General features: G+C 65.8%; 19 protein-coding genes, 1 tRNA gene and 1 pseudogene. 4 read left to right on the top strand and 17 right to left on the bottom strand.

The genetic code is table 11. The annotated features are described in order from the left end of the window. Positions 1-3 precede the first annotated feature (3 nt). From sufD to AC3WJB_RS07165, 4 genes are all read right to left on the bottom strand, one after another. Positions 4-1,305 carry a Fe-S cluster assembly protein SufD gene (gene sufD / locus AC3WJB_RS07180; RefSeq protein WP_492680087.1) on the bottom strand — a complete coding sequence of 434 codons (1,302 nt, stop codon included), beginning with the start codon at positions 1,303-1,305 and terminating at the stop codon, positions 4-6. Further along, positions 1,302-2,066, bottom strand: a complete 765-nt coding sequence (gene sufC, locus AC3WJB_RS07175; protein WP_492680085.1) for a Fe-S cluster assembly ATPase SufC — start codon at positions 2,064-2,066, stop codon at positions 1,302-1,304. The genes sufD and sufC overlap by 4 nt, the downstream gene beginning before the upstream one ends. Positions 2,067-2,144: 78 nt before the next feature. Continuing rightward, positions 2,145-3,608 carry a Fe-S cluster assembly protein SufB gene (gene sufB, locus AC3WJB_RS07170; protein WP_492680083.1) on the bottom strand — a complete coding sequence of 488 codons (1,464 nt, stop codon included), beginning with the start codon at positions 3,606-3,608 and terminating at the stop codon, positions 2,145-2,147. Beyond that, the gene (locus tag AC3WJB_RS07165) at positions 3,605-4,102 is read right to left on the bottom strand and encodes an SUF system Fe-S cluster assembly regulator (RefSeq protein ID WP_492680081.1); all 498 of its coding nucleotides are present in this window, start codon (positions 4,100-4,102) and stop codon (positions 3,605-3,607) included. Before AC3WJB_RS07165 ends, sufB begins: the two co-directional genes overlap by 4 nt. 147 nt (positions 4,103-4,249) lie before the next feature. Here AC3WJB_RS07165 and AC3WJB_RS07160 point away from each other — a divergent pair, with 147 nt between their 5' ends. Beyond that, entirely contained in the window at positions 4,250-5,293 is a 1,044-nt protein-coding gene (locus AC3WJB_RS07160; RefSeq protein ID WP_492680079.1) for an aminoglycoside phosphotransferase family protein, read from the top strand. Further along, positions 5,290-5,997: an N-acetylmuramate alpha-1-phosphate uridylyltransferase MurU gene (gene murU / locus AC3WJB_RS07155; RefSeq protein WP_492680077.1), complete on the top strand. Its 708-nt coding sequence runs from the start codon at positions 5,290-5,292 to the stop codon at positions 5,995-5,997. The genes AC3WJB_RS07160 and murU overlap by 4 nt, the downstream gene beginning before the upstream one ends. A gap of 176 nt (positions 5,998-6,173) precedes the next feature. Here murU and AC3WJB_RS07150 read toward each other — a convergent pair. From AC3WJB_RS07150 to queA, 6 genes and pseudogenes are all read right to left on the bottom strand, one after another. Further along, positions 6,174-6,317: pseudogene (locus AC3WJB_RS07150) on the bottom strand (protein translocase subunit SecF); the annotation flags it as partial. A gap of 179 nt (positions 6,318-6,496) precedes the next feature. Further along, positions 6,497-7,462, bottom strand: a complete 966-nt coding sequence (gene secF / locus AC3WJB_RS07145) for a protein translocase subunit SecF (RefSeq protein WP_492680075.1) — start codon at positions 7,460-7,462, stop codon at positions 6,497-6,499. Between the two features lie 6 nt (positions 7,463-7,468). Next, entirely contained in the window at positions 7,469-9,346 is a 1,878-nt protein-coding gene (secD, locus tag AC3WJB_RS07140) for a protein translocase subunit SecD (protein WP_492680073.1), read from the bottom strand. A 106-nt stretch (positions 9,347-9,452) separates the two neighbouring features. Beyond that, positions 9,453-9,785, bottom strand: coding sequence for a preprotein translocase subunit YajC (yajC, locus tag AC3WJB_RS07135; RefSeq protein ID WP_492680071.1), 333 nt, complete (start codon positions 9,783-9,785; stop codon positions 9,453-9,455). Positions 9,786-9,990: 205 nt separating this feature from the next. Beyond that, a complete protein-coding gene (gene tgt / locus AC3WJB_RS07130) occupies positions 9,991-11,136 on the bottom strand; it encodes a tRNA guanosine(34) transglycosylase Tgt (RefSeq protein ID WP_492680069.1) in 1,146 nt (381 codons plus the stop codon). 77 nt (positions 11,137-11,213) lie between these two features. Beyond that, a complete protein-coding gene (queA, locus tag AC3WJB_RS07125) occupies positions 11,214-12,236 on the bottom strand; it encodes a tRNA preQ1(34) S-adenosylmethionine ribosyltransferase-isomerase QueA (protein ID WP_492680067.1) in 1,023 nt (340 codons plus the stop codon). A gap of 351 nt (positions 12,237-12,587) precedes the next feature. On the opposite strand from queA, the gene AC3WJB_RS07120 reads away from it, so the two are divergent. Together AC3WJB_RS07120 and AC3WJB_RS07115 are read left to right on the top strand one after the other, a co-directional pair. After that, positions 12,588-14,078: an aminotransferase class III-fold pyridoxal phosphate-dependent enzyme gene (locus AC3WJB_RS07120; RefSeq protein ID WP_492680065.1), complete on the top strand. Its 1,491-nt coding sequence runs from the start codon at positions 12,588-12,590 to the stop codon at positions 14,076-14,078. Between the two features lie 144 nt (positions 14,079-14,222). Then, positions 14,223-14,537, top strand: a complete 315-nt coding sequence (locus AC3WJB_RS07115) for a PsiF family protein (protein WP_492680063.1) — start codon at positions 14,223-14,225, stop codon at positions 14,535-14,537. A 102-nt stretch (positions 14,538-14,639) separates the two neighbouring features. On the opposite strand, the gene pip is transcribed toward AC3WJB_RS07115, so the two are convergent. The 7 genes from pip to pheS form a co-directional block, all read right to left on the bottom strand. Beyond that, on the bottom strand, positions 14,640-15,602 hold the full coding sequence (gene pip / locus AC3WJB_RS07110) for a prolyl aminopeptidase (RefSeq protein WP_492680061.1): 963 nt from the start codon (positions 15,600-15,602) through the stop codon (positions 14,640-14,642). A gap of 119 nt (positions 15,603-15,721) precedes the next feature. Then, a complete protein-coding gene (locus AC3WJB_RS07105) occupies positions 15,722-17,113 on the bottom strand; it encodes an FAD-binding oxidoreductase (protein ID WP_492680059.1) in 1,392 nt (463 codons plus the stop codon). A 185-nt stretch (positions 17,114-17,298) separates the two neighbouring features. Then, positions 17,299-17,375: transfer RNA gene (locus AC3WJB_RS07100), tRNA-Pro, on the bottom strand. Between the two features lie 53 nt (positions 17,376-17,428). Next, on the bottom strand, positions 17,429-17,785 hold the full coding sequence (locus tag AC3WJB_RS07095; RefSeq protein ID WP_492680057.1) for a MerR family transcriptional regulator: 357 nt from the start codon (positions 17,783-17,785) through the stop codon (positions 17,429-17,431). Beyond that, on the bottom strand, positions 17,766-18,065 hold the full coding sequence (gene ihfA / locus AC3WJB_RS07090; protein WP_492680055.1) for an integration host factor subunit alpha: 300 nt from the start codon (positions 18,063-18,065) through the stop codon (positions 17,766-17,768). Before ihfA ends, AC3WJB_RS07095 begins: the two co-directional genes overlap by 20 nt. A gap of 1 nt (position 18,066) precedes the next feature. After that, positions 18,067-20,445 (bottom strand): phenylalanine--tRNA ligase subunit beta, encoded by a 2,379-nt coding sequence (gene pheT / locus AC3WJB_RS07085; RefSeq protein WP_492680053.1) that lies wholly within the window; start codon positions 20,443-20,445, stop codon positions 18,067-18,069. A 13-nt stretch (positions 20,446-20,458) separates the two neighbouring features. Then, entirely contained in the window at positions 20,459-21,460 is a 1,002-nt protein-coding gene (gene pheS, locus AC3WJB_RS07080) for a phenylalanine--tRNA ligase subunit alpha (RefSeq protein WP_492680051.1), read from the bottom strand. Positions 21,461-21,473: the final 13 nt, after the last annotated feature.

Below are 21,473 nucleotides of genomic sequence, written 5' to 3'. Positions count from 1 at the left end.
CCGCTAAGCCGGCAAATGGGCCAACAGCAGCGCCGCCAGATGTTCGCGCAACGTCGCCTCAGCCAGGTCGCCCAACACTGCGCAGCAGAACGCGCTGGTCAGCAAGGCGCGCGCCTCGCCGGCGCCAATGCCGCGAGAACGCAGGTAGAACAACGCCTGCTCGTCGAGCTGGCCGACGGTCGCGCCATGCACGGCTTGCACCTCGTCGGCGTAGATCTCCAGCTCCGGCTTGGTATCGATCTCGGCATCGCGCGAGAGCAGCAGGTTCTTGTTGCTCAGGTTCGCGTCGCTGCCGTCGGCGCCAGGCGCCACCAGCACGGCGCCGCGAAACACGCCCCGCGCACGGTCAGTGGCCACCCCACGCCAATGCACGTCGGAAATGGTGTCGCGCGCCTCGTGGCGGATCGCAAGTTGGGTGTCGATGTGCTGCCGGGCCTGCGGCATGAACACGCCGCGCCCATCGAAGTGCGCGCCATCGCCGACCAGCGCCACCTGCAGGTCATGGCGCACCAGGGCACCACCAAGCTCGATCGCGTGCATGACCGCATGCGCGCCCGCGTGCAGGCGCAGGCTGTTGCGCCGGATCAGGTGGTTGCCACCGGCAGACTGCAGCACGATGTGGGTCAACCTGGCATGCTCGCGCAGTTCGATGTCGCTGACCAGGGTGGCCAGGTCCCCCTGGGCCGGATCGCCCAGGTGCTGCTCGACCAGGGCCAGGGCGCTGCCCTGTCCCAACTCGATCACGTTGCGCACATGCCAGGCCAGCGCCGTTGCGGCCGGCTTGCCAATGAACACCAGGTGCACTGGCGCCGCTACTTGGACCCCAGCCGCCACGCGCAGCACCACCCCGTCGACCGCGTTGGCCGCGTTGATGCGCGCAAAGGCGTCACCCACCTCGCGGTAGTGCCGCGAGAGCACGAAGCGCAGCGGCTCGGGATCCTGCGCAAGCGCCCGCGACAGCGGTTCAAGCACAAGACCCGCGGGCAAGTCGTCCAGGGCAGACAGGTCATGCCGGAACACGCCGTTGACGAAAACGAGGCGTGGGCCAGCGACGGTCGGCAAGGCAAATGTCGCCGGATCGACGCTACGGCTGGCCGCCTCGGGGTCGCCCCCGGCAAAGCCGTGGCGCGCCAGGCTGCGCAGCGAGGTGTACTTCCACGCTTCCACCCGCGTGTCGGGCAGGCCGGCCGCGGCCACCGCGTCGCGATTCTCCCGTCGCGCCGCATCCAGCCAGGCAATGCCCGACTCGGGCAGCGCGGCTTCGAGCAGGGAATCGAGGAGGGGTGATGGCGCCACGCTGCTCATGCCTCGGCACCGGCTGGCCGGCGTTCGGCCAGGCCACCGTAGCCATGTTCTTCGAGTCGTAGCGCCAACGACTTGTCGCCACTCTCGACGATGCGCCCACCGGCCAGAACGTGGACGAAGTCGGGCACCACATAATCCAGCAGGCGCTGGTAATGCGTGATCATCAGGAAGCCGCGCGTCGGTGCCCGCAGCAGATTGACGCCGGCGGCCACTTGTTTCAGCGCGTCGATGTCCAGGCCCGAATCGGTCTCATCCAGGATGGCCAGCTGCGGTTCCAGCAAGGCCATCTGGAAAATCTCGTTGCGCTTCTTTTCACCGCCGGAAAAGCCTTCGTTGACCGCGCGATGCAGCAGGTCGTCGGGCAGCCGCATCACCTTGAGCTTCTCGCGCACCAGCTTCAGGAACTGCATGGAGTCGAGGTCCTTCTCGCCGCGCTGCTTGCGCTGCGCATTGAGCGCCGTGCGCAGGAAATAGGTGTTGTTGACGCCGGGAATTTCCACCGGGTACTGGAACGCCAGGAACACGCCAGCGGCAGCCCGCGCCTCGGGTGCCATTCCGAGCAGGTCCACGCCATTGAAAGTGACGGTCCCGGCGGTCACTTCGTAGCCGTCGCGCCCCGCCAGCACGTTGCCCAGCGTAGATTTGCCGGCTCCGTTCGGACCCATGATGGCGTGCACCTCGCCGGCGTTGACCGTGAGGTCGATGCCTTTGAGGATTTCCTTGCCGGCAATCCGTGCGTGCAGGTTTTCGATTCTCAGCATGACTCGTACTCGATACAGTGATTGGGCATCCCATCGCGCCGGCAACCGCCTGCCGGTCCGCGCGCTGCGCCGTCAACCTCAGCCGACCGCGCCTTCCAGCGAGACCTCGAGCAGCTTCTTGGCCTCGACCGCAAACTCCATTGGCAGCTCGCGGAACACGGTCTTGCAAAAGCCGTCGACGATCATCGAGGTGGCGTCCTCCGCGCGGATGCCGCGCGAGCGGCAATAGAACATCTGCTCGTCGGAGATCTTCGAGGTGGTGGCTTCGTGCTCGACGATGGCCGTCGGGTTCTTGACCTCGATGTACGGGAACGTGTGCGCGCCGCATTGCTTGCCGATCAGCAGGGAGTCGCACTGCGTGTAGTTGCGCGCGTTGTCGGCGTTCTTCTCCACCTTGACCAGGCCGCGGTAACTGTTGTTGCTGCGCCCGGCACTGATGCCGCGGGAGATGATCTTGGACTTGGTGTCCTTGCCGATGTGGGTCATCTTGGTGCCCGTGTCGGCCTGCTGGAAATGGTGGGTCAGCGCCACCGAGTAGAACTCGCCCACGGTACGGTCGCCACGCAGCACCACGCTCGGGTATTTCCAGGTGATCGCCGAACCGGTTTCCACCTGGGTCCAGCAGATCTTGGAATCGTCGCCGCGGCACTCGCCGCGCTTGGTGACCAGGTTGTACACACCACCGTTGCCGTTCTCGTCGCCGGGGTACCAGTTCTGCACCGTCGAATACTTGATCTGCGCGCCCTCCAGCGCCACCAGCTCGACCACCGCGGCGTGCAGCTGGTTCTCGTCCCGCTTGGGCGCGGTGCAGCCCTCCAGGTAGGAGACGTGGCTGCCTTCCTCGGCAATGATCAGGGTGCGCTCGAACTGCCCGGTGTTCTGCGCATTGATGCGGAAATAAGTGGACAACTCCATCGGGCAGCGCACGCCCTTGGGCACGAAGACGAAGCTGCCGTCGGAAAACACCGCCGAGTTCAGCGCAGCGAAGAAGTTGTCGCCGGTCGGCACCACGCTGCCCAGGTATTTCTGCACGATGTCGGGGTGACTGCGGATCGCCTCGCTCATCGAGCAGAAGATCACGCCGGCGTCGGCCAGTTGCTTGCGGAACGTGGTGCCAACCGACACCGAGTCGAACACGGCATCCACCGCGACACCGGCCAGGGCCGCACGCTCGTGCAGTGGCACGCCCAATTTCTCGTAGGTCTCCAGCACCGCCGGGTCGACCTCGGCCAGGGATTTCGGCTTGGCCTTGGGTGCGCTGTAATAGCTGATGGCCTGGTAATCAACCGGGTCGAGCTTGAGTTTGGCCCAGTTCGGCGCTGTCATGGTGAGCCAATGGCGATAGGCCTGCAGACGGCGCTCGGTCATCCACTCGGGCTCTTCCTTGATCGCCGAGAGCTTGCGGATCACGCCCTCGTCCAGGCCCGGCGGCAGGCTGACCGTCTCCAGCTTGGTGACGAAACCCGCCGAATAGGCGCGTCCCAGCGCCTCGGCAACTTCCGCATTCTGCTGCAAGGTGGTCACGCTGCCTTCATTGCTCATCTTGATATCCATGGTCTTCCCGCACCAACATCCGTGCCGTGGCCAGCAATGCCGGTATCCCGGCGCACGTCCGCGGCGGGCCGCCGGTGGACCATGCGCCGGCTCATGTCGGCCAGGCTCACGGCACGCAAGGCGTCATCCAGGATGTTGCTGATCTGCTGCCAGCTGCCGCGCACCGCGCAGGTGGCCTCGAGGCCGCACTGCCCGGCGCCGACCCCGCACTCGGTTACCGCGATCGGCCCTTCCAGCGCAACCACGATCTCGGCCAGCGAAATGTCCCGTGCACTGCGTGCCAGGCGATAGCCGCCATTGACGCCCCGGAACGACTCCACCAACATCGCGTGGCCGAGCGACTTCAGGAGCTTGCTCACGGTCGGCAACTCGAGGCGGGTTTCCTCGGCAATCTGCACCGTACTGAGTACTTCGTCCTCACGGCTCGCCAGGCAAGTCATGACCGCGGCGGCATAATCAGTCAGGCGGTTGACGCGTAACATGAGTCCACACGGATCAAGCGACACAATCGGGACCAAAATGGTACTAATTGACCACCTTGCCGTCAATGTCGGCGGGCATGAGGCGGGAGCGGCTGGCTTGCGTCCAGCGGCATGTTCCTCCACCTCCAGCCTGCCGTTGCACCACCCATGAGTCCGCCAGCCAACCGCGCTGCGCAACGCCAGGCGTGGGCCCGCAAGGTCCTCGGCGATGCCAGCCTGAGCCTGGCCGCGGCCTCATCCGACGCCAGCGCACGCAGTTATTGGCGCACCTGTGGCCCCCCGCCAAGCTGGATCGTGATGGATGCGCCGCCGGCGCTGGAGGATGCCCGGCCGTGGCTTGCCGTCAACGCGCGCCTGGCCGCGGCCGGGCTGCACGTGCCGGATGTGCGTGCCCACGACCTGGAGCAGGGTTTCCTGCTCATCGAAGATCTCGGCAACACCACCTATCTCGAGATGCTGGATGAGGCCAGGGTGGACAGCCTGTATGCCGCAGCGCTGGCGGCATTGCTGCGGATGCAGACGGCCGTCGACGTGCGCGGCCTGCCGCCCTACGACCACGCCGCCCTCGACCGCGAACTCGAACTGATGCCGGAATGGTTCCTCGGCCGCCACCTGGGCCGCAGACTCAGTGGCACGGAGCGCGAGGTGCTGCAAGCCGCCTTCGCCACGCTGGTGGAGGCGGCGCTGGAACAGCCGCGCTGCTTCGTCCATCGCGACTACCACAGCCGCAACCTGCTGGTGCCGGCTAGGGATGGTACCGCCGGGACGGCCGAACCCTGGTGGAACCCAGGCATCATCGATTTCCAGGATGCGCTGCACGGCCCGCTCACCTATGACCTGGTGTCGCTGTTGCGCGATTGCTACATCGCCTGGGACCGCCAGCGCGTCGAAGCCTGGGTGGAAGATTATCGCCAGCGGTTGCTCGACAGTTCCCTGGGTGCGGCGATCCCGGACCCGGCCCAGTTCCTGCGCTGGTTCGACCTGATGGGCCTGCAGCGCCATCTCAAGGTTCTCGGCATCTTCAGCCGCCTGCACTACCGCGACGGCAAGTCTGCTTATCTCGGCGACCTGCCGCGCGTCTATGCCTACGTGGTCGAGGTGGCCAGCCGCCACCCGGAACTGCGGGCATTGGTGGAACTGCTGCGCAACCAGGTCGGCACGCGCGATCTGTGCGTCGCCGCCAACCCATGAAACACGCGCTGATCTTTGCCGCCGGGCGCGGCGAGCGCATGCGCCCGCTGACCGACCACACGCCCAAGCCGCTGCTGCCGGTCGGCGGCAAGCCGCTGATCGCCTGGACCCTGGAGAAGCTCGCCGCCGCGGGCTACGAGCATGTGGTCATCAACACTTCCCATCTGGCCGGGCAATTTCCGGCCGCGCTCGGCGACGGTTCGCGCTGGGGCTTGGCGATCCACTATGCATACGAAGGCCCGGTCGCGCTGGAGACCGGCGGCGGCATGCTGCACGCGCTGCCGCTGCTGGGCAGCGGCAGTTTCCTCGCCGTCAGCGGCGACATCTGGTGCGATGCGGACCTGGCCACGTTGCCGGCGACGCCTGCCGGACTGGCACACCTGCTGCTGGTCGACAATCCAGCGCACCACGCGCAGGGCGACTTCGCGCTGGACGCGGACGGGCAAGTGCACGAGACCGGCGAGCCCTGCCTCACCTTCAGCGGTATCGGCGTCTACCGCCCCGGCCTGCTGCAGGACTGGCGCGACGTCATCGGCAGGCCTGTCGACCTGACCACGCCGCCGCGCTTCAAGCTCGTTTCGCTGTTGCTTGCCGCCATGCGCCGCGGCATGGTGAGCGGCGCCCACCATCGCGGCGCCTGGCACGACATCGGTACGCCGGCGCGCCTGGAGGCCTTGCGCGCGAGCCTCGGCCGAGCAAGCTAGGCAGCGACAGCCCCGAAAGCCCGGCCGGCGGCAATGTGGCCCTTAGAAAGCTCTGAACAATTCACTCTTGATCGTCATTCCCGCGAAAGCGGGAATCCAGTGTCTTTGATGTCAACAACTTAACCTCACTGGATCCCCGCTTTCGCGGGGATGACGGCAATTATTCAGACCTTCCCTTACGGGCGCCGGGCCAGCTCCGGGTCGTGCTTGGTGACCGGCATCAGGTCCTGCTTGGACACGCCAAGCCAGAGCAGGATGGGGCTGGCGATGAAGATCGACGACAGCGTGCCGACCACGATGCCGATCAACGCCGAGCAAGCTAGGCAGCGACAGCCCCGAAAGCCCGGCCGGCGGCAATGTGGCCCTTAGGAAGCTCTGAACAATTCACTCTTGATCGTCATTCCCGCGAAAGCGGGAATCCAGTGTCTTTGATGTCAACAACTTAACCTCACTGGATCCCCGCTTTCGCGGGGATGACGGCAATTATTCAGACCTTCCCTTACGGGCGCCGCGCCAGCTCCGGGTCGTGCTTGGTGACCGGCATCAGGTCCTGCTTGGACACGCCAAGCCAGAGCAGGATGGGGCTGGCGATGAAGATCGACGACAGCGTGCCGACCACGATGCCGATCAACATGGTGATGGCAAAGCCGTGCACCACCGGTCCGCCGATGAAATACAGCGCGCCCATGGCAATGCCGGTGAACAAGGAGGTGATGATCGTGCGCGACAAGGTGTTGTTGATCGAGCGGTTGAGGATTTCCTCCGGCTCCGCCTTGCGCGCCAGCCGGAACAGCTCGCGCACGCGGTCGAACACCACCACCTTGTCGTTGATCGAGTAGCCGATGACCGCCAGCACCGAGGCCAGCACGGTCATGTCGAACTCGCGTTGTACCAGGGCGATGACGCCGAGCGTCACCAGCACGTCATGCACTTCGGTGGCGACGGCCGAGATGGCGAAGCGCCGCTCGAAGCGGATCCACAGGTACGCCATGATGCCCAGGATGACGAAGATCGCGGCAATCGTGCCGTCGCTGCGCAGCTCCGAGCCCACCTCCGAACCGACGAAATTCCGGCTCTTCAACCTCGCATCCGGCCGGGCCGTCTGCAAGAAGCCCATCACATCCGCGGAGATGCGGTCCAGGTTGACCTGGCCACCGGACTCCTGCAAGGCCGCCACGTCGTCTTTCGGCTGCATGCGGATGGAGACTTCGCGCGTGCCGCCCAGGGATTGCACCACGGCGTGTTCCATGCCGCCCTTGGCCAGCGCAGCGCGAACGTCAGCCACCTGCACGGGTTGCTCGTAATCGATCACCAGGGACACGCCACCGGTGAAATCCAGGCCGTAGTTGAGGCCACGCGTGGCGATCAGTACCACCGACGCGATCACCAGGAAGATGGCCACGGCAATGCTGTAGTTGCGCATGCCGAGGAAGTTGATGTTCGCGTTGTGGTTGAAGATTTCCATAGTGGATTAAACCGACAGGGTCTTGAGCTTGCGGTGGCCGTGGATGGCCGCGGTGAAGGCGTGGGTCAGGGTCACGGAGGTGAACAAGGAGGTCAGGATGCCGATCAGCAAGGTGACGCCGAAGCCCTTGATCGCACCCGTGCCCATCGTGGTCAGCGCCAACGCCGCGATCAGGTGGGTGACGTTCGCGTCCAGGATCGTGGACCAGGCCTTCTCATAGCCGGCGCGGATCGCCGCGTGCGGGCTGGAGCCGTTGCGCAATTCCTCGCGCACGCGTTCGCAGATCAGTACGTTGGCGTCGATCGCCATGCCCAGCGTCAACACAATACCGGCGATGCCCGGCATGGTCAGCGTGACCCCGATCAGCGACATCACCGCGACCAGGATCACCAGGTTGAAGAACAGCGCGATGTCCGCCACCAGCCCAAACAGCTTGTAGTAGATCGCCGCCGCGGCAAGCACCATGGCCAGGCCCAGGATCACCGCATTCAAGCCCTTCTCGATGTTGTCCTGGCCGAGGCTGGGGCCGATGACGCGCTCTTCGACGATGTCCATCGGCGCGGCCAGCGAACCGCCCTTGAGCAGCAGGGCCAGTTCCGAGGCTTCCTTGGGACTGGCCAGGCCCGTGGTCTGGAATTGCTTGCTGAATGGGCTGGCGATCGAGGCGTCGTTGATCACCGACTCGGTGATCTTGGCCGTGCGCACTTCCTTGCCGTCGACGATCTTGGTCTCGACCACGCGCTCAACGTAGACCACGGCCATCGGCTTGCCGACGTTGGCATTGGTGAAGTCGGCCATGCGCTTGGCGCCGGCGGCGTTCAAGGTGACGTCGACCTTTGGCGTGCCACTCTGCTGGTCGATGCCGGAGGAGGCGTCAACCAGCTGGTTGCCGGTGACGATGATCTGCTTGCTGACCAGTACCGGCTGGCGCGTGTCGCGCATGTAGTAGAGGTTCGCGTCAGGCGGGATGTTGCCGGTGCGCGCGGCCTCCATGGCCCGGGCATCGCCCGGCTGGCCAATGCCCGGCCGGTACTGCAACGTGGCCGTGGCACCAATCAGCTTCTTGGCCTCGGCCGGGTCCTGCACGCCGGCCAGCTCGACCACGATGTGGCTGTCGCCCTGCTGCTGGATCAAGGGCTCCGATACGCCGAGCGCATTGATGCGGTTGCGCAAGGTGCCCAGGTTCTGCCGGATCGCGTTGAGCGACATGTCGCGTACTTTTTCCGGCTTGATGACCACGTTGAGGATGAAGCGGTCACCAGTGCTCGGCCCATCCGACACGTCCAGGTCCGCATTCTCGTTGGCGATGATGTTTGCCGCCGTGGTGCGGTCCTCGGCCGAGCGCAGGACCACGGTGATGCCCCCGCCGGGCTTGTGCGTGACCGCCTGGTAGCGCAGGTTCTTGTCGCGCAGGTTGATGCGGATGTCATCGGCGTAGCTCGCTTCCTGCTTGTCGATCGCCTCCTTCTGGTCGACCTGCATCACGAAGTGCACGCCGCCTTGCAAATCCAGGCCCAAGGGCATTGCCCGCGCGCCGATCAGCTGCAGCCAGGCCGGCACCGTGGACTTTGGCTTGAAGGTCACCGTATAGCCGTCGCCCAGATCGGTCTGCAATGCCTCGGCAGCGCGGCGCTGGGTATCGGCGTCGGCGAACGTGGCCAGCAGGTGGTCCTCTTCGATCTCGACTCCGCTCGAGGGGATCTTGGCCGTGGTCAGCGCGGCGACGACTTTTTGCCGCAGGGCATTGTCTACCGGCGCCGCGCCGCGGTTGGCCGTGATCTGCACGCCGGGAATGGACAAATAGGCATTGGGCAACGCGTAGACGATGCCAAACAGCATCACCACGGCCACCAGCCAATAACGCCAGCGCGGAAAATCATTCATACGTTGAACCCGGAAAAACCGTCGCGAGGGATCGCAGCGATGATTGGCAAAAGGAACGACTCAGGCAACAGGCGGCCACCGACCAGCCGCGACCCCAAGGGCACGCTCAGACGGACTTTATCGAACCCTTGGGCAGTACCTGCTGCACGGCGCCCTTTTGCACCTTGACCTTGACATTGGGCGCGATCTCGACGGTGAGGAAAGTCTCGCCCACTTCGTCCACGCGACCGGCAATGCCGCCGCCGGTGACCACTTCGTCACCCTTGGCCAGGCCCGCCACCAGCGCGCGATGTTCCTTCTGCCGCTTCATCTGCGGGCGGATCATCATGAAATACATCAGGCCGAACAGCACGACCATCATCAGGATCATCGACAAGCCGCCACCTTCCGCTTGCGCGGGTGCAGCCTGGGCCAGCACGGTAGTCATCGGAAAACTCATCATTCATCTCGCAAGTTGTGGATTCGGCGGGGAGATATGGCCGAATACCCGGTAAAGATCGTCGATTATGACATGCGTGCGCAAGCCACGCACCACCCCGGCTTGCCCTCGGGTCCTGCCTGGCTCGGTTGCCAGCCGGCCTCCGCCGCTGCGCCTCGGGCGGGCCGCGGACGCGCCAGGCGCCCAAGCGACGACCCGGGCCCGCTCAAGAGTCGACGACAGGCGCCTGGTGCGCGGCATGGAATCGCTCGACGAAAGCGCCCAGCGCGCCGGCGGTGATCGCGGCGCGCAGGCCGGCCATCAGGCGCTGGTAATGGCGCAGGTTGTGCGCCGTGGCGAGCTGACAGCCGAGGATCTCGTGGCAGCGGTCGAGGTGGCGCAGGTAGGCGCGCGAGTAGCCTCCCGCACAGGCCGGGCAGTCGCAGCCCTCCTCGATCACCCGTGTGTCCATGGCATAGGCGGCATTGCGGATGCGCAGCGTGCCGCTGGCGGTGAACAGGAAGCCATTGCGCGCATGCCGCGTCGGCATGACGCAGTCGAACATGTCGATGCCGCGGCACACCGCCTCGACGATGTCTTCCGGGCGTCCCACACCCATGAGGTAGCGTGGCTTGTCCGGCGGCAGCAGCGGTAAGCTGGAATCCAGCACGCGCAAGCGCTCGGCCTCGGGCTCGCCGACGGCCAGCCCGCCCAGCGCGTAGCCGTCGAAGCCGATCTCCATCAGGCCTGCCGCCGAGCGCTCGCGCAGTTCGTCATGCATGCCGCCCTGCACGATGCCAAACAAGGCGTGCGGGTTGCCCAGCGCATCGAACTCGCGCCGCGAGCGCTCGGCCCAACGCAGGCTCAGCTCCATCGACTCGCGCGCCACCGGCATGGATACCGGCGCCCCATCGACCTGATAGGGCGTGCACTCGTCGAGCGCCATAACCACGTCGGCATCCAGCGTGGTCTGGATTTGCATCGACACTTCCGGGGACAGGAACACCGGCGAGCCGTCCACGGGGGAGGCAAAGGTCACGCCCAGCTCGGTCAGGCGCCGACGCTGGGCCAACGAGAACACCTGGAACCCGCCCGAATCGGTGAGGATCGGTCCCTCCCAGCGCATGAAATCATGCAGGCCGCCAAATTTGCTGATCACCTCGAGTCCAGGGCGCAGGAACAGATGGAAGGTGTTGCCGAGGATCATCTCGGCACCGGTCTCCCACAGGTCGCGCGGCGCCATGGCCTTGACCGTGCCATAGGTGCCCACGGGCATGAACGCTGGCGTCTCCACGCTGCCGCGGGCAAAACGCAGCCGGCCGCGACGTGCGGCGCCATCGACGGCCTGGAGTTCAAAGGCAAGTCCTGCCATGGTAGCTGGTCCCGAAGGTGGCTGGTCGTTGTTTGTGTCGCCGATTGCGGTGGGCGGTGGGCGGTGCGCCCTGCGCGCTACGGCAGGATCAGCATCGCGTCGCCGTAGGAAAAGAACCGGTAACGCTGCTCCACTGCGTGCCGGTACGCATCCAGCATGTACTTGCGCCCGGCAAACGCCGACACCAGCATCAGCAGGGTCGATTCGGGCAGATGGAAGTTCGTGATCAAGCCATCGATGCTGCGGATGCGGTAGCCAGGGTAGATGAAGATCTGGGTCTCGCCGACAAAGGGCTGCAGGCGCCCGTCGCTGTAGGCACTCTCCAGCGCCCGGACCACCGTGGTGCCCACGGCAATCACGCGATGCCCGGCGGCACGGGTAGCCTGGATACGGCCGATCAAGTCGGCGTCCACGCGCAGCCATTCGCGATGCATGTGGTGGGCCTCGACCTCGTCCTCGCGCACCGGCTGGAAGGTGCCGGCGCCCACATGCAAAGTGACGTAGCCGAACTCCACCCCGCGCGCAGCCAGTGCCTCAAGCAGCGCGGCGTCGAAATGCAGGCCGGCCGTAGGCGCAGCAACGGCACCCAACTCGCGCGCGTAGACGGTCTGGTAGCGCTCGCGGTCCCGGGCATCGGGCTGGCGCTCGATGTACGGCGGCAACGGCACCTCGCCGAGGCCAGCCAGCCATTGCTCCAGCGGCTGGGGCGCAGAAAAGTGCAACTGGAAGAAATCGTCGTTGCGGCCCAGTACTTCGGCGTGGCTGCCATCGGCAAATTCGATGCGCGCGCCGGCCTTCGGCTTCTTGCTGACCCCGAGCTGCACCGTCGCCTCGTGCTCGCCGGTAATGCGTTCAATGAGGATTTCCACGGCCCCGCCCGTGCCCTTGCGACCGTGCAGGCGAGCCGGAAACACGCGGGTATCGTTGAACACCAGCAAATCGCCAGCACGCAGCAAGTCTGGCAATTCGTGGAAGACGCGATCCTCACGGCGCCCGGCCCCAGCATCCAGCAACAGCAGGCGGCTGGCGGAGCGCTCCGGCAATGGCACCTGCGCGATCAATTCCCGCGGCAATTCGAAGGCAAAATCGGATTTTTTCAAGACACTTCCAGAACTGTAAGCGCGGACGGCGCAGCGCGGCATTATCCCGCACTGCGCCGGTACGGGCACGGCAAGGCCCAGCGGTACAGGCCCGAGGCGGCCCGCCACTCGCCTGCCGCCTCCCACCTGCACGCCGCGGCGAAAACCTGCCAGGGGGTACCGGCGCGACGGGCCGCGCAGTATCCTAGAGGTACGCTGTTTTAGCGTGGCGACGCGCCAATGCCATATGCGGATGGCGGTGCCGCAACCAGGTGCGAGCCACGACCGTCGGGCATTATTCGAGCCATCCGTTTGAAGCCGGCCGCTGACCCCACTGGCCGCTGGATGGCGGTTTCCATAGGAGGCAAGGTCATGGGTGTAATCAATCAACTTCGCGAACTGCGCGAGTTCGGTGGCAAGCAACGCACGACGGGGCTGGACGACGCCACCATCGAACGCATGGCGGCCATCGATCCGCTGCTGCCCCAGGCCGTCGACGAAGCCGTGGCCCGACATCATGCACTGCGCGCCGAACTGGGCGATTTCCTCAAGCTGGACGAGGCCGAGCAGATCGCGCGTGCCCAGGCGGGGTTCGTCAACTTCTACCCTGACGACGCCATCAATCCCTACCTCCCGGCGGCCGCGCGTGGCCCCTGGATCGTCACCTTGAAGGGCGCCGTGGTACACGACAACGGCGGCTACGGCATGCTTGGCTTCGGCCACAACCACCCGGCGATCCTGAAGGCGATGGCGCAGCCGGAAGTGATGGCCAACGTGATGACGCCGACGGTGTCGCAGTTGCGCTTTGCCCAGGCCATGGACCGCGAGCTCGGCCGCATCCGTGGCAAGAGCCCCTATGCCCGCTACATGTGCCTGAACTCTGGTTCTGAATCGGTATCGCTGGCCTGCCGCATTGCCGAGGTCAACGCCAAACTGTTGACCGATCCCGGGGCCCGCTACGCCGGGCGGACCGTCAAGCGGCTCAATGTGAAAGGTGCGTTCCATGGACGTACCGAAGGCCCGGCGCTGTATTCCGATTCCTCGCGCAAGGTCTACAAGCAGTATCTGGCCAGCTATCAACACGAGAACTCGGTTATCACGGTGGCACCGTACGACGTCGGTCAGCTGCAGGCCGCGTTTGCCGATGCCGACCGGCATGGCTGGTTCATCGAGGCGATGTTCCTGGAGCCGGTGATGGGCGAAGGCGACCCGGGGCGCGCTGTGACCGTGGAGTTCTACAAGGCTGCGCGGGAACTGACCAAGGCGCACGGCACGCTGTTCCTGGTCGATTCCATCCAGGCCGGCCTGCGCGCGCATGGCGTGCTCTCGATCACCGACTATCCCGGATTCGAGAAGCTGCCGGCACCGGACATGGAAACGTTCTCCAAGGCACTCAACGCCGGACAATATCCGCTTTCGGTGCTCGGCGTCAGCGCAAGCACCGCCGAGCTCTATCGCAAGGGCATCTACGGCAACACCATGACCGGCAACCCGCGCGCCCTTGACGTCGCGGTGGCTACGCTGGGGCTGCTGAACGACGACGTGCGCCGCAACATCCGCGAGCGCGGCCAGGAATTCGTGCAAAAGTTCAACGCCCTGAAGGACGAACTCGGTGGCCTCATCACCAAGGTACAGGGCACCGGCCTGCTGTTCTCGTGCGAGCTGGCACCCGAGTTCAAATGCGTCGGCACCGGTTCCATCGAGGAATACCTGCGCGAACGCGGCATCGGAGTGATTCACGGCGGAGTCAATTCGCTGCGCTTCACGCCACACTTCAATGTCACCAGCGTCGAGGTGGACCTGATCGTGGCCCATGTACGCACTGCGCTGCGCGAAGGGCCACGTATCGCCAAGGCTGCGTAGACCCCAACCGACAGGCAGCAGCAACCCACACGCGTGCGCAGTATTTGACTGCGCACGCGTCAGTGGTCGCCGACTGCCAGGCGTACGGGGGCATGCCTAGACTGCTCGCGCCGGCACCCGCCGGAATCCCCGCGAGGTCATCCCATGTCTACGCCACTCACCGTGCTCGCCGCCGGTACCCTTGCCGTCGCCTTCGCCTTGTCGGCGACCCCGCAGACCGCGTCTGGCGCCCAATCGAGCAAGGCACCCACGGCTGCTACTGCGCCGGCAAAGCAACGCACGCCACAGCAGCAGCGCATGGCCGATTGCAGCCATCGAGCCAAGGTCGACAACAAGAAGGGCGCCGAACGCAAGACCTTCATGAGCTCATGCCTGAAAGGCGAGAAAGCCGCCCAGACGGCCAAGGCAGCGCCTGCAACCAAGCCCAAGGCCAAAGCGCCGACGAACGACTCGAAGTAGGCAGTCGACGAAATCGGTGGTCACCGCGCCGTAGTGCCCGGAGGCACTACGGCACGGTGGCCACTCACGCATGGGCGTGCGGCTGGATCCACCGCAACTTCATCAGGCCCGGTCGGCGAAGCGGTCCGTGGCCTCGATCAATTCGTGCACATTGCCTGGTTCGAACGCCGAATGTCCGGCGTCCTGCACGATGCGCAGGTCGGCTTCTGGCCACGCCCGGTGCAGGTCCCAGGCACTGCGCAGCGGACAGACGACGTCGTAACGGCCCTGCACGATCACGGCGGGAATCCGGCGAATACGGTCCACATGCCGCAGCAATTGGTCATCGTGCTCGAAAAAGCCGCCGTGCACAAAGTAGTGGCACTCGATCCGCGCAAACGCGAGGGCAAACTCGTCCTCGGCGCTCGATTCGACGTGCGCCTGATCCTGCCACAGGAAGCTGGTTGAACCCTCCCACACCGACCACGCCCGGGCTGCGGTGACACGTGTGGCCCGGTCCGGACTGGTCAGGCGTCGGTGGTAGGCGCTGATGAGGTCCCCCCGCTCGACCTCTGGAATGGCGTGCAGATACGTCTCCCAGGCATCGGGATAGAGCATGTCGCAGCCATGCTGGTAAAACCACTCCAGTTCCTGGCGCCGCAACATGAAAATACCGCGCAGGACCATCTCGGTGACCTGCGCCGGATGGCGTTGGGCGTAGGCCAGAGCCAGGGTCGACCCCCAGGAACCGCCAAACACCTGCCAGCGCGCGATGCCCAGGTGTTCGCGCAGGCGCTCCATGTCGGCAACCAGGTCCCAGGTGGTGTTTTCCTGCAGCTCGGCATGTGGCGTCGAGCGGCCACAGCCGCGCTGGTCGAACAACACGATGCGGTATGCGCGCGGGTCGAAGAAACACCGGCAGCGTGGATTGGTCCCGCCACCCGGACCGCCATGCACGAAGACCACGGGCTTGCCCGCCGGATTGCCGCTCTGCTCGTAATACAAGGTGTGCAGTTCCGATACTCGGAGCATGCCGCTGTCATACGGTTCAAGCTCCGGATACAACGAGCGCAATTCTCGTGACATGACAACTCCCGATGCAGGGCAAGGCGCCAAAGGCTAGGAGCTCGCACGGTGCAAACGCAAGCAGCCGCGCCCGCTCGATTCCATCGGCCAGGCTCCAGCACAACCGGGCGGGTCGGTGCTCAGTCGGCAGTGAAAAGTTTGCCGGGATTGAGGATGCCGTTGGGATCGAAGCTCGCGCGGATACCGCGCATCAGGGCAATCTCGGCGGCACTGCGCGAACCGGACAGGTACTCGCGCTTGACCAGGCCGATGCCGTGCTCGGCCGAGATGGTGCCGTCGTGGTGGCCTAATGCCGCGGCGAGCACGCTGGTCACCTCATCGCGCAGGCGGCCAAACGCCTCCGCGTCCATGCCTTCTGGCGGCAGCACGTTGATGTGCAGGTTGCCGTCACCAATATGCCCAAACCAGACCACCTCAAGTTGCGGGAAGCCGGCCTGCAGCAAGGCCTGCACTTCGTGCATGAACTCCGGCATGGCGCTGACGCGTACCGCGACGTCGGTCTTGTAAGGCCCGTGCGGCGCAAGGGCTGTGGTGATGCCTTCGCGCAGTTGCCACAGCGAGGCCGCCTGCGCCGCGCTTTGGGCAATCACCCCATCGTCCACCCAGCCCTGCTCCTGCGCCAGCACAAACGCCTCCTCGCCGTTCCGGCGCTCGGCCTCGAGCGCTGCATCGAACTCGACGACCGCGTAATACGCATGCTCACCATCCAGGGGACGCCGCGCACCGTCGCCGAGCACATGCTGCAGCGCGCGATCGGAGAAAAATTCAAACGCCTGCAACGACACCCGCGCGCGGAAGACGTCGAACACCTGCATCAGCGCCTCGGCAGAGCGCACGCCCAGCAGCATGACCTGCGAGGCCGGCAGCGGCGCGGTGAGCCGCAACAGCGCCTCGACGACCACCCCGAGCGTGCCCTCCGAGCCGATCATCAGCTGACGCAAATCGTAGCCGCTGGCGTCCTTGACCAGGCCGCGATTGAGGTCCAGCAGCTCGCCAGCACCAGTCACCACCTTCAGCCCGGCAATCCAGGCCCGGGTATTGCCGTGGCGGATCACGTGGAGGCCGCCGGCATTGGTGGCGATGTTGCCGCCAATCGAACAGGAACCGCGCGAACCGAGGTCGACCGGATAGATCAAGTCACGTTCGCGCGCGGCAGCCTGCGCGGCCTGCAAGGTGAGCCCCGGCTGCACACGCAAGAGGCGGTCGATCGGATCAAATTCCAGCACGCGTTGCATGCGGGTCAGGCTCAAGACCAGCTCGCCGTTCGCCGCCACCGCTCCACCGGACAGACCAGTGCGGCCGCCCGATGGCACGATCGCAACGTGGTGCTCGTTGGCCCAGCGCACGATGCCCTGGACTTCCTCGGTATCACCGGGCAGCGCCACGGCAAGCGGCGCCGGAGTCCAGCGGCGCGTCCAGTCCTGACCGTAGTACGCCAGATCCGCCGGTGCCGTCAGGACACGCAGCTGCGGCAGGCGACGGCCAAGTTCAAGCAAGCGCGGATCCGACACGGTGCCTCCGACCCATCAAAGGTGCTGGGTCCCCGCTGCCGCGAGGACGGCGAGCGCAAACGAGTGTCGCTCGCGCTGGACACGGCCGGCGTGTGCGGACGGAACCCGTGTCGGGCCGGCCGGCGCGTCCCGGGTCCTGGGGCCGGTGGCCAAGGACGGGAGGAGGACTCGCAACGAGGGAAGATTGGTCGGGGTGGCGAGATTCGAACTCGCGACCACTACACCCCCAGCGTAGTGCGCTACCAGACTGCGCTACACCCCGACGAAAACCAGGTGAATATTACCAGCTTGCACGACCGGCTAGGAACCGGCACCTCAGTGCTTCAGCAAGCCGAGGATTTCTTCCAGCTCCATGCGCACCTGGCACAGGATCTGGTGCGACATGCTGGCCTCCGCCCGGGCCTGCGGCCCTTCGAGGCGGGCCCGCGCGCCGGTGATGGTGAAGCCTTCTTCGTAAAGCAGCGCGCGGATCTGCCGTATCATCAGTACGTCATGGCGCTGGTAGTAGCGGCGGTTGCCGCGACGCTTGACTGGATTGAGCGCAGGAAACTCCTGCTCCCAGTAGCGCAGCACGTGCGGCTTCACCGCACACAGTTCACCGACCTCGCCGATCGTGAAGTAGCGCTTGGCCGGAATCACCGGCAGCTCGGTATTATTCCCCTGGTCCAGCATACCCTTCGACTCTCATCTTAAGCTTCTGTCCAGGGCGGAACGTGACCACGCGTCGGGCAGAAATCGGAATCTCCTCGCCGGTCTTGGGATTGCGTCCGGGCCGCTGGCTCTTCATGCGCAAGTCGAAGTTGCCGAAACCGGAGAGCTTCACCTGCTCGCCTTTTTCCAGCGCTTCGCGGATGACCTCGAAATAGGCATCCACGAACTCCTTGGCTTCGCGCTTGTTGAGGCCAACCTCGAAAAACAACCGCTCGGCCATCTCGGCCTTGGTCAGCGCCATATCATCCCCGCAACTTTGCCTTGCATGCCTGCTCCAACGCAGCGACTGCTTCGCGCACGCAGCGATCTGCGTCTTCGTCGGTAAGCGTGCGTGAAGCGTCCTGCAAAATCAAGCCCACTGCAAGGCTCTTGCGTCCGGCTTCGAGGCCGGGACCACGGTATTGGTCGAACAGGCGCAGGGCAAAAAGGCGCGACCCCAAGGTGGTGCGCAGCACCTGCTCGACCTGCACCCAGGCGGTGTCCTCGGGCAGGTCCAGCGCCAAGTCGCGCCGCACCGACGGGAAGCGGGCCACGGCATGTGCCCACGGCAGTTTGCGCTCCAGCAGCGCCGCCACAGCCACTTCCAGCAACTGGATGTCGCCACCCAGCCCGAGCGCATGGGCCAGGCGCGGATGGATCGTGCCGAGGAAACCGACCGGCTGGCCCGCGCGCGACACCCGCGCGCCACGCCCGGGGTGCAACCACGACGGCAGGTTGCGCCGATCGAAGCTCCACTCGCTCGCAGCCCCACCCGCCGCGATCAACGCCTCGAGGTCGCCCTTGAGGTCATGGAAATCCACCGCCCGCGGGCGCTCGCCCCACTGCTCGGCATACGCGCCACCGCATGCCACCATCGCCAGCACTGGCGTTTCCAGCGGCGGCGAACCAGCGGCAAAGGCCCGGCCGAGCTCGAACAGCCGCACCCGCTCCTGCTGGCGCGCGCGATTGTAGGCGAGCACCTGGACCAGGCCCGGCAACAACGAGGGGCGCATCAGCGCCAGGTCGGCCGACAGCGGATTGGCGAGGCACACCGGCTCGCCCTCGAAACCCCACGGCGCCAATCGCTCCGCACCCAGGAACGCCAGGTTCACCGCCTCGTAATAGCCACGTCCCACCAGTTGCTGGCGCAGGTCCATGGGCGATTGCCGGTTCTCCGGCTCGATCGCCAGGCGCAGCGAGCCGGACGGTGCATGCGTGGGAATCCGGTCGTAGCCATGGATGCGCGCCACTTCCTCGATCAGGTCCTCCTCGATGGCGATGTCGAAGCGCCGGCTCGGTGGGGTGACGAGCCAGCCATCGGTGGTCGTCTCGACCCGCATGTCCAGCGCCACAAAGAGACGCTGCACCTCGGCATCGGCGACCTCGGTGCCGAGCACGCGCGCCAGGCGCACCCGCCGCAGCTGCACGGCAGCGGGTCGGCGCAACTGGCTCGGCGCCTCGGCAGCAACGACCGGGCCGGCGCGACCGCCGACGATGGACAGCAGCAGTTCGCTCGCCCGCTCCAGCGCGCGACGCGGCAACTCCGGGTCGACGCCGCGTTCAAAACGGTGCGAGGCTTCGGTATGCAGGCCCAGGTTGCGGGCCCTACCCATGATGGCCTGCGGCGCGAAATGCGCCGATTCCAGGAAGATGTCGCACGTCTGCGCAGTGACGCGCGAGGCGTGGCCACCCATGATGCCGGCGACGGCCAACGCCTGCTCCTGGTCCGCCACCACCAATACGTCCTCGCCCAGGCTGACGGTGTGGCCATCGAGCAACTGCAGCGACTCGCCGCGATGCGCATGGCGCAGCACGATGTCGCCGTGCAAGGCCGCGTTGTCGAACGCGTGCATCGGCTGTCCCAGCTCCAGCATCACGTAGTTGGTGACATCGACTACGGCATTGATCGGACGCACGCCGCTGCGGCGCAGGCGTTCGGCCAGCCACGGCGGCGTAGGCGCCCCCATGTCAATGCCTTCGAGCACGCGTCCGAGGTAACGCGGCGCGGCGGCTTCCGCTTCCAGGCGCACGCCGCGCCGGGCATCGCTGGTCACGGTAGCGGCCTCTTGCACAGGCACGGCCACCTGGCTGCCCGTCAGCGCGGCGACGTCATAGGCCACGCCGTAGATGCTCAGGCAATCGGCACGGTTGGGGGTCAGGCTGAGCTCGATGCTGGCGTCCGGCAGACCAAGGTATTCGGTCAACGGCTGACCGACCAGTGCGTCATCCGGCAACTCGAGCAGACCCGAAGCGTCGTCGTCGATGCCCAGCTCCTTCGCCGAGCACAACATGCCGAACGATTCCACGCCGCGCAGGCCGGCTTTCCTGATCGTGCCGATCCCAGGCAACTCGGCGCCCACCATGGCCAACGCCACGCCGATGCCGGCGCGCGCGTTCGGTGCGCCGCAGACGATTTGCAGCGGGGCGTCGGCGCCGGCATCGACCCGGCACACGCGGAGCCGGTCCGCGGCAGGGTGCGGGGCGACCTCGAGGATCCTGGCCACGACCACACCGCGCAGGCCCTCGCCAAGCACCTGCACGCCTTCCACTTCCAGGCCAGCCATGGTCAACGCGCGCACCAGCGCAGCGCGATCGACATCCACTGCCACCACCTGGCGCAACCAGTTCTCGGAAAATTTCATGCGCTGGCCCCGATCATGCGAACTGCCTCAGGAAGCGCAGGTCGTTCTCGAAGAACGCGCGCAAATCCACGACGCCATAGCGCAGCATGGCAAAGCGCTCGACGCCCAGGCCGAAGGCGAAGCCGGTGTAACGCTCCGCATCGATGCCGCAATTGCGCAGCACGTTTGGATGCACCATGCCGCAGCCCAACACCTCGAGCCAACGGCTGTTCCCGCCGCCTTCGGCTTCGGGCCAGCCAATATCCAATTCGGCGGAAGGCTCGGTGAAGGGGAAATAGCTGGGCCGGAAGCGCATCTCGAAATCGCGCTCGAAGAAGGCCCGCACGAATTCCGTCAAGGTCCCCTTGAGATCGGCGAAGCTCGAGGTTTCGTCCACCAACAGGCCTTCCACCTGGTGGAACATCGGCGAATGGGTCTGGTCCGAATCGCTCCGGTACACCTTGCCTGGGGCGATGATGCGGATCGGCGGCGCCGATTGCTGCATGGTGCGGATCTGCACCGGCGAGGTGTGGGTACGCAACATGCGTCCGTCCGCGAAATAGAACGTGTCGTGCAGCGCGCGCGCCGGGTGCAGCAGCGGGAAATTCAAGGCTTCGAAATTGTGCCAGTCGTCCTCGATCTCCGGACCATCGGCCCTCTGGTAACCCAGACGCGAGAAGATTGCCGCAATACGTTCGAGCGTGCGCGTCACCGGGTGGATCCCGCCGCGGTCGGCATTGCGCCCGGGCAGGCTGATGTCCAGCGCCTCGGCGGCGAGACGGCGGTCGAAATCCGCCTGCTCGAGCGCGTGCCGGCGTGCCGCAATGGCGTCGGCCAGGCGACGCTTCAGCTCGTTGACCGCCGCGCCACGCCGCTTGCGCTCGTCCTCCGGCAGGCTGCCCAGCGCCTTCAAGGCGGCAGTGACCACGCCCCCCTTGCCCAGCGCGCCAATGCGCAGGGCTTCGAGCTCGTCGAGAGACGCGGCCCTGCCCACCGCCTCCAGCGTCCCGCTTACCCGATACTCCAGATCATCCATCAGCGTAATTCCC

The sequence above is a fragment of the Rhodanobacter sp. FW510-R10 genome (assembly GCF_058781105.1).
This window is presented reverse-complemented; position numbering and strand designations above follow the sequence as displayed.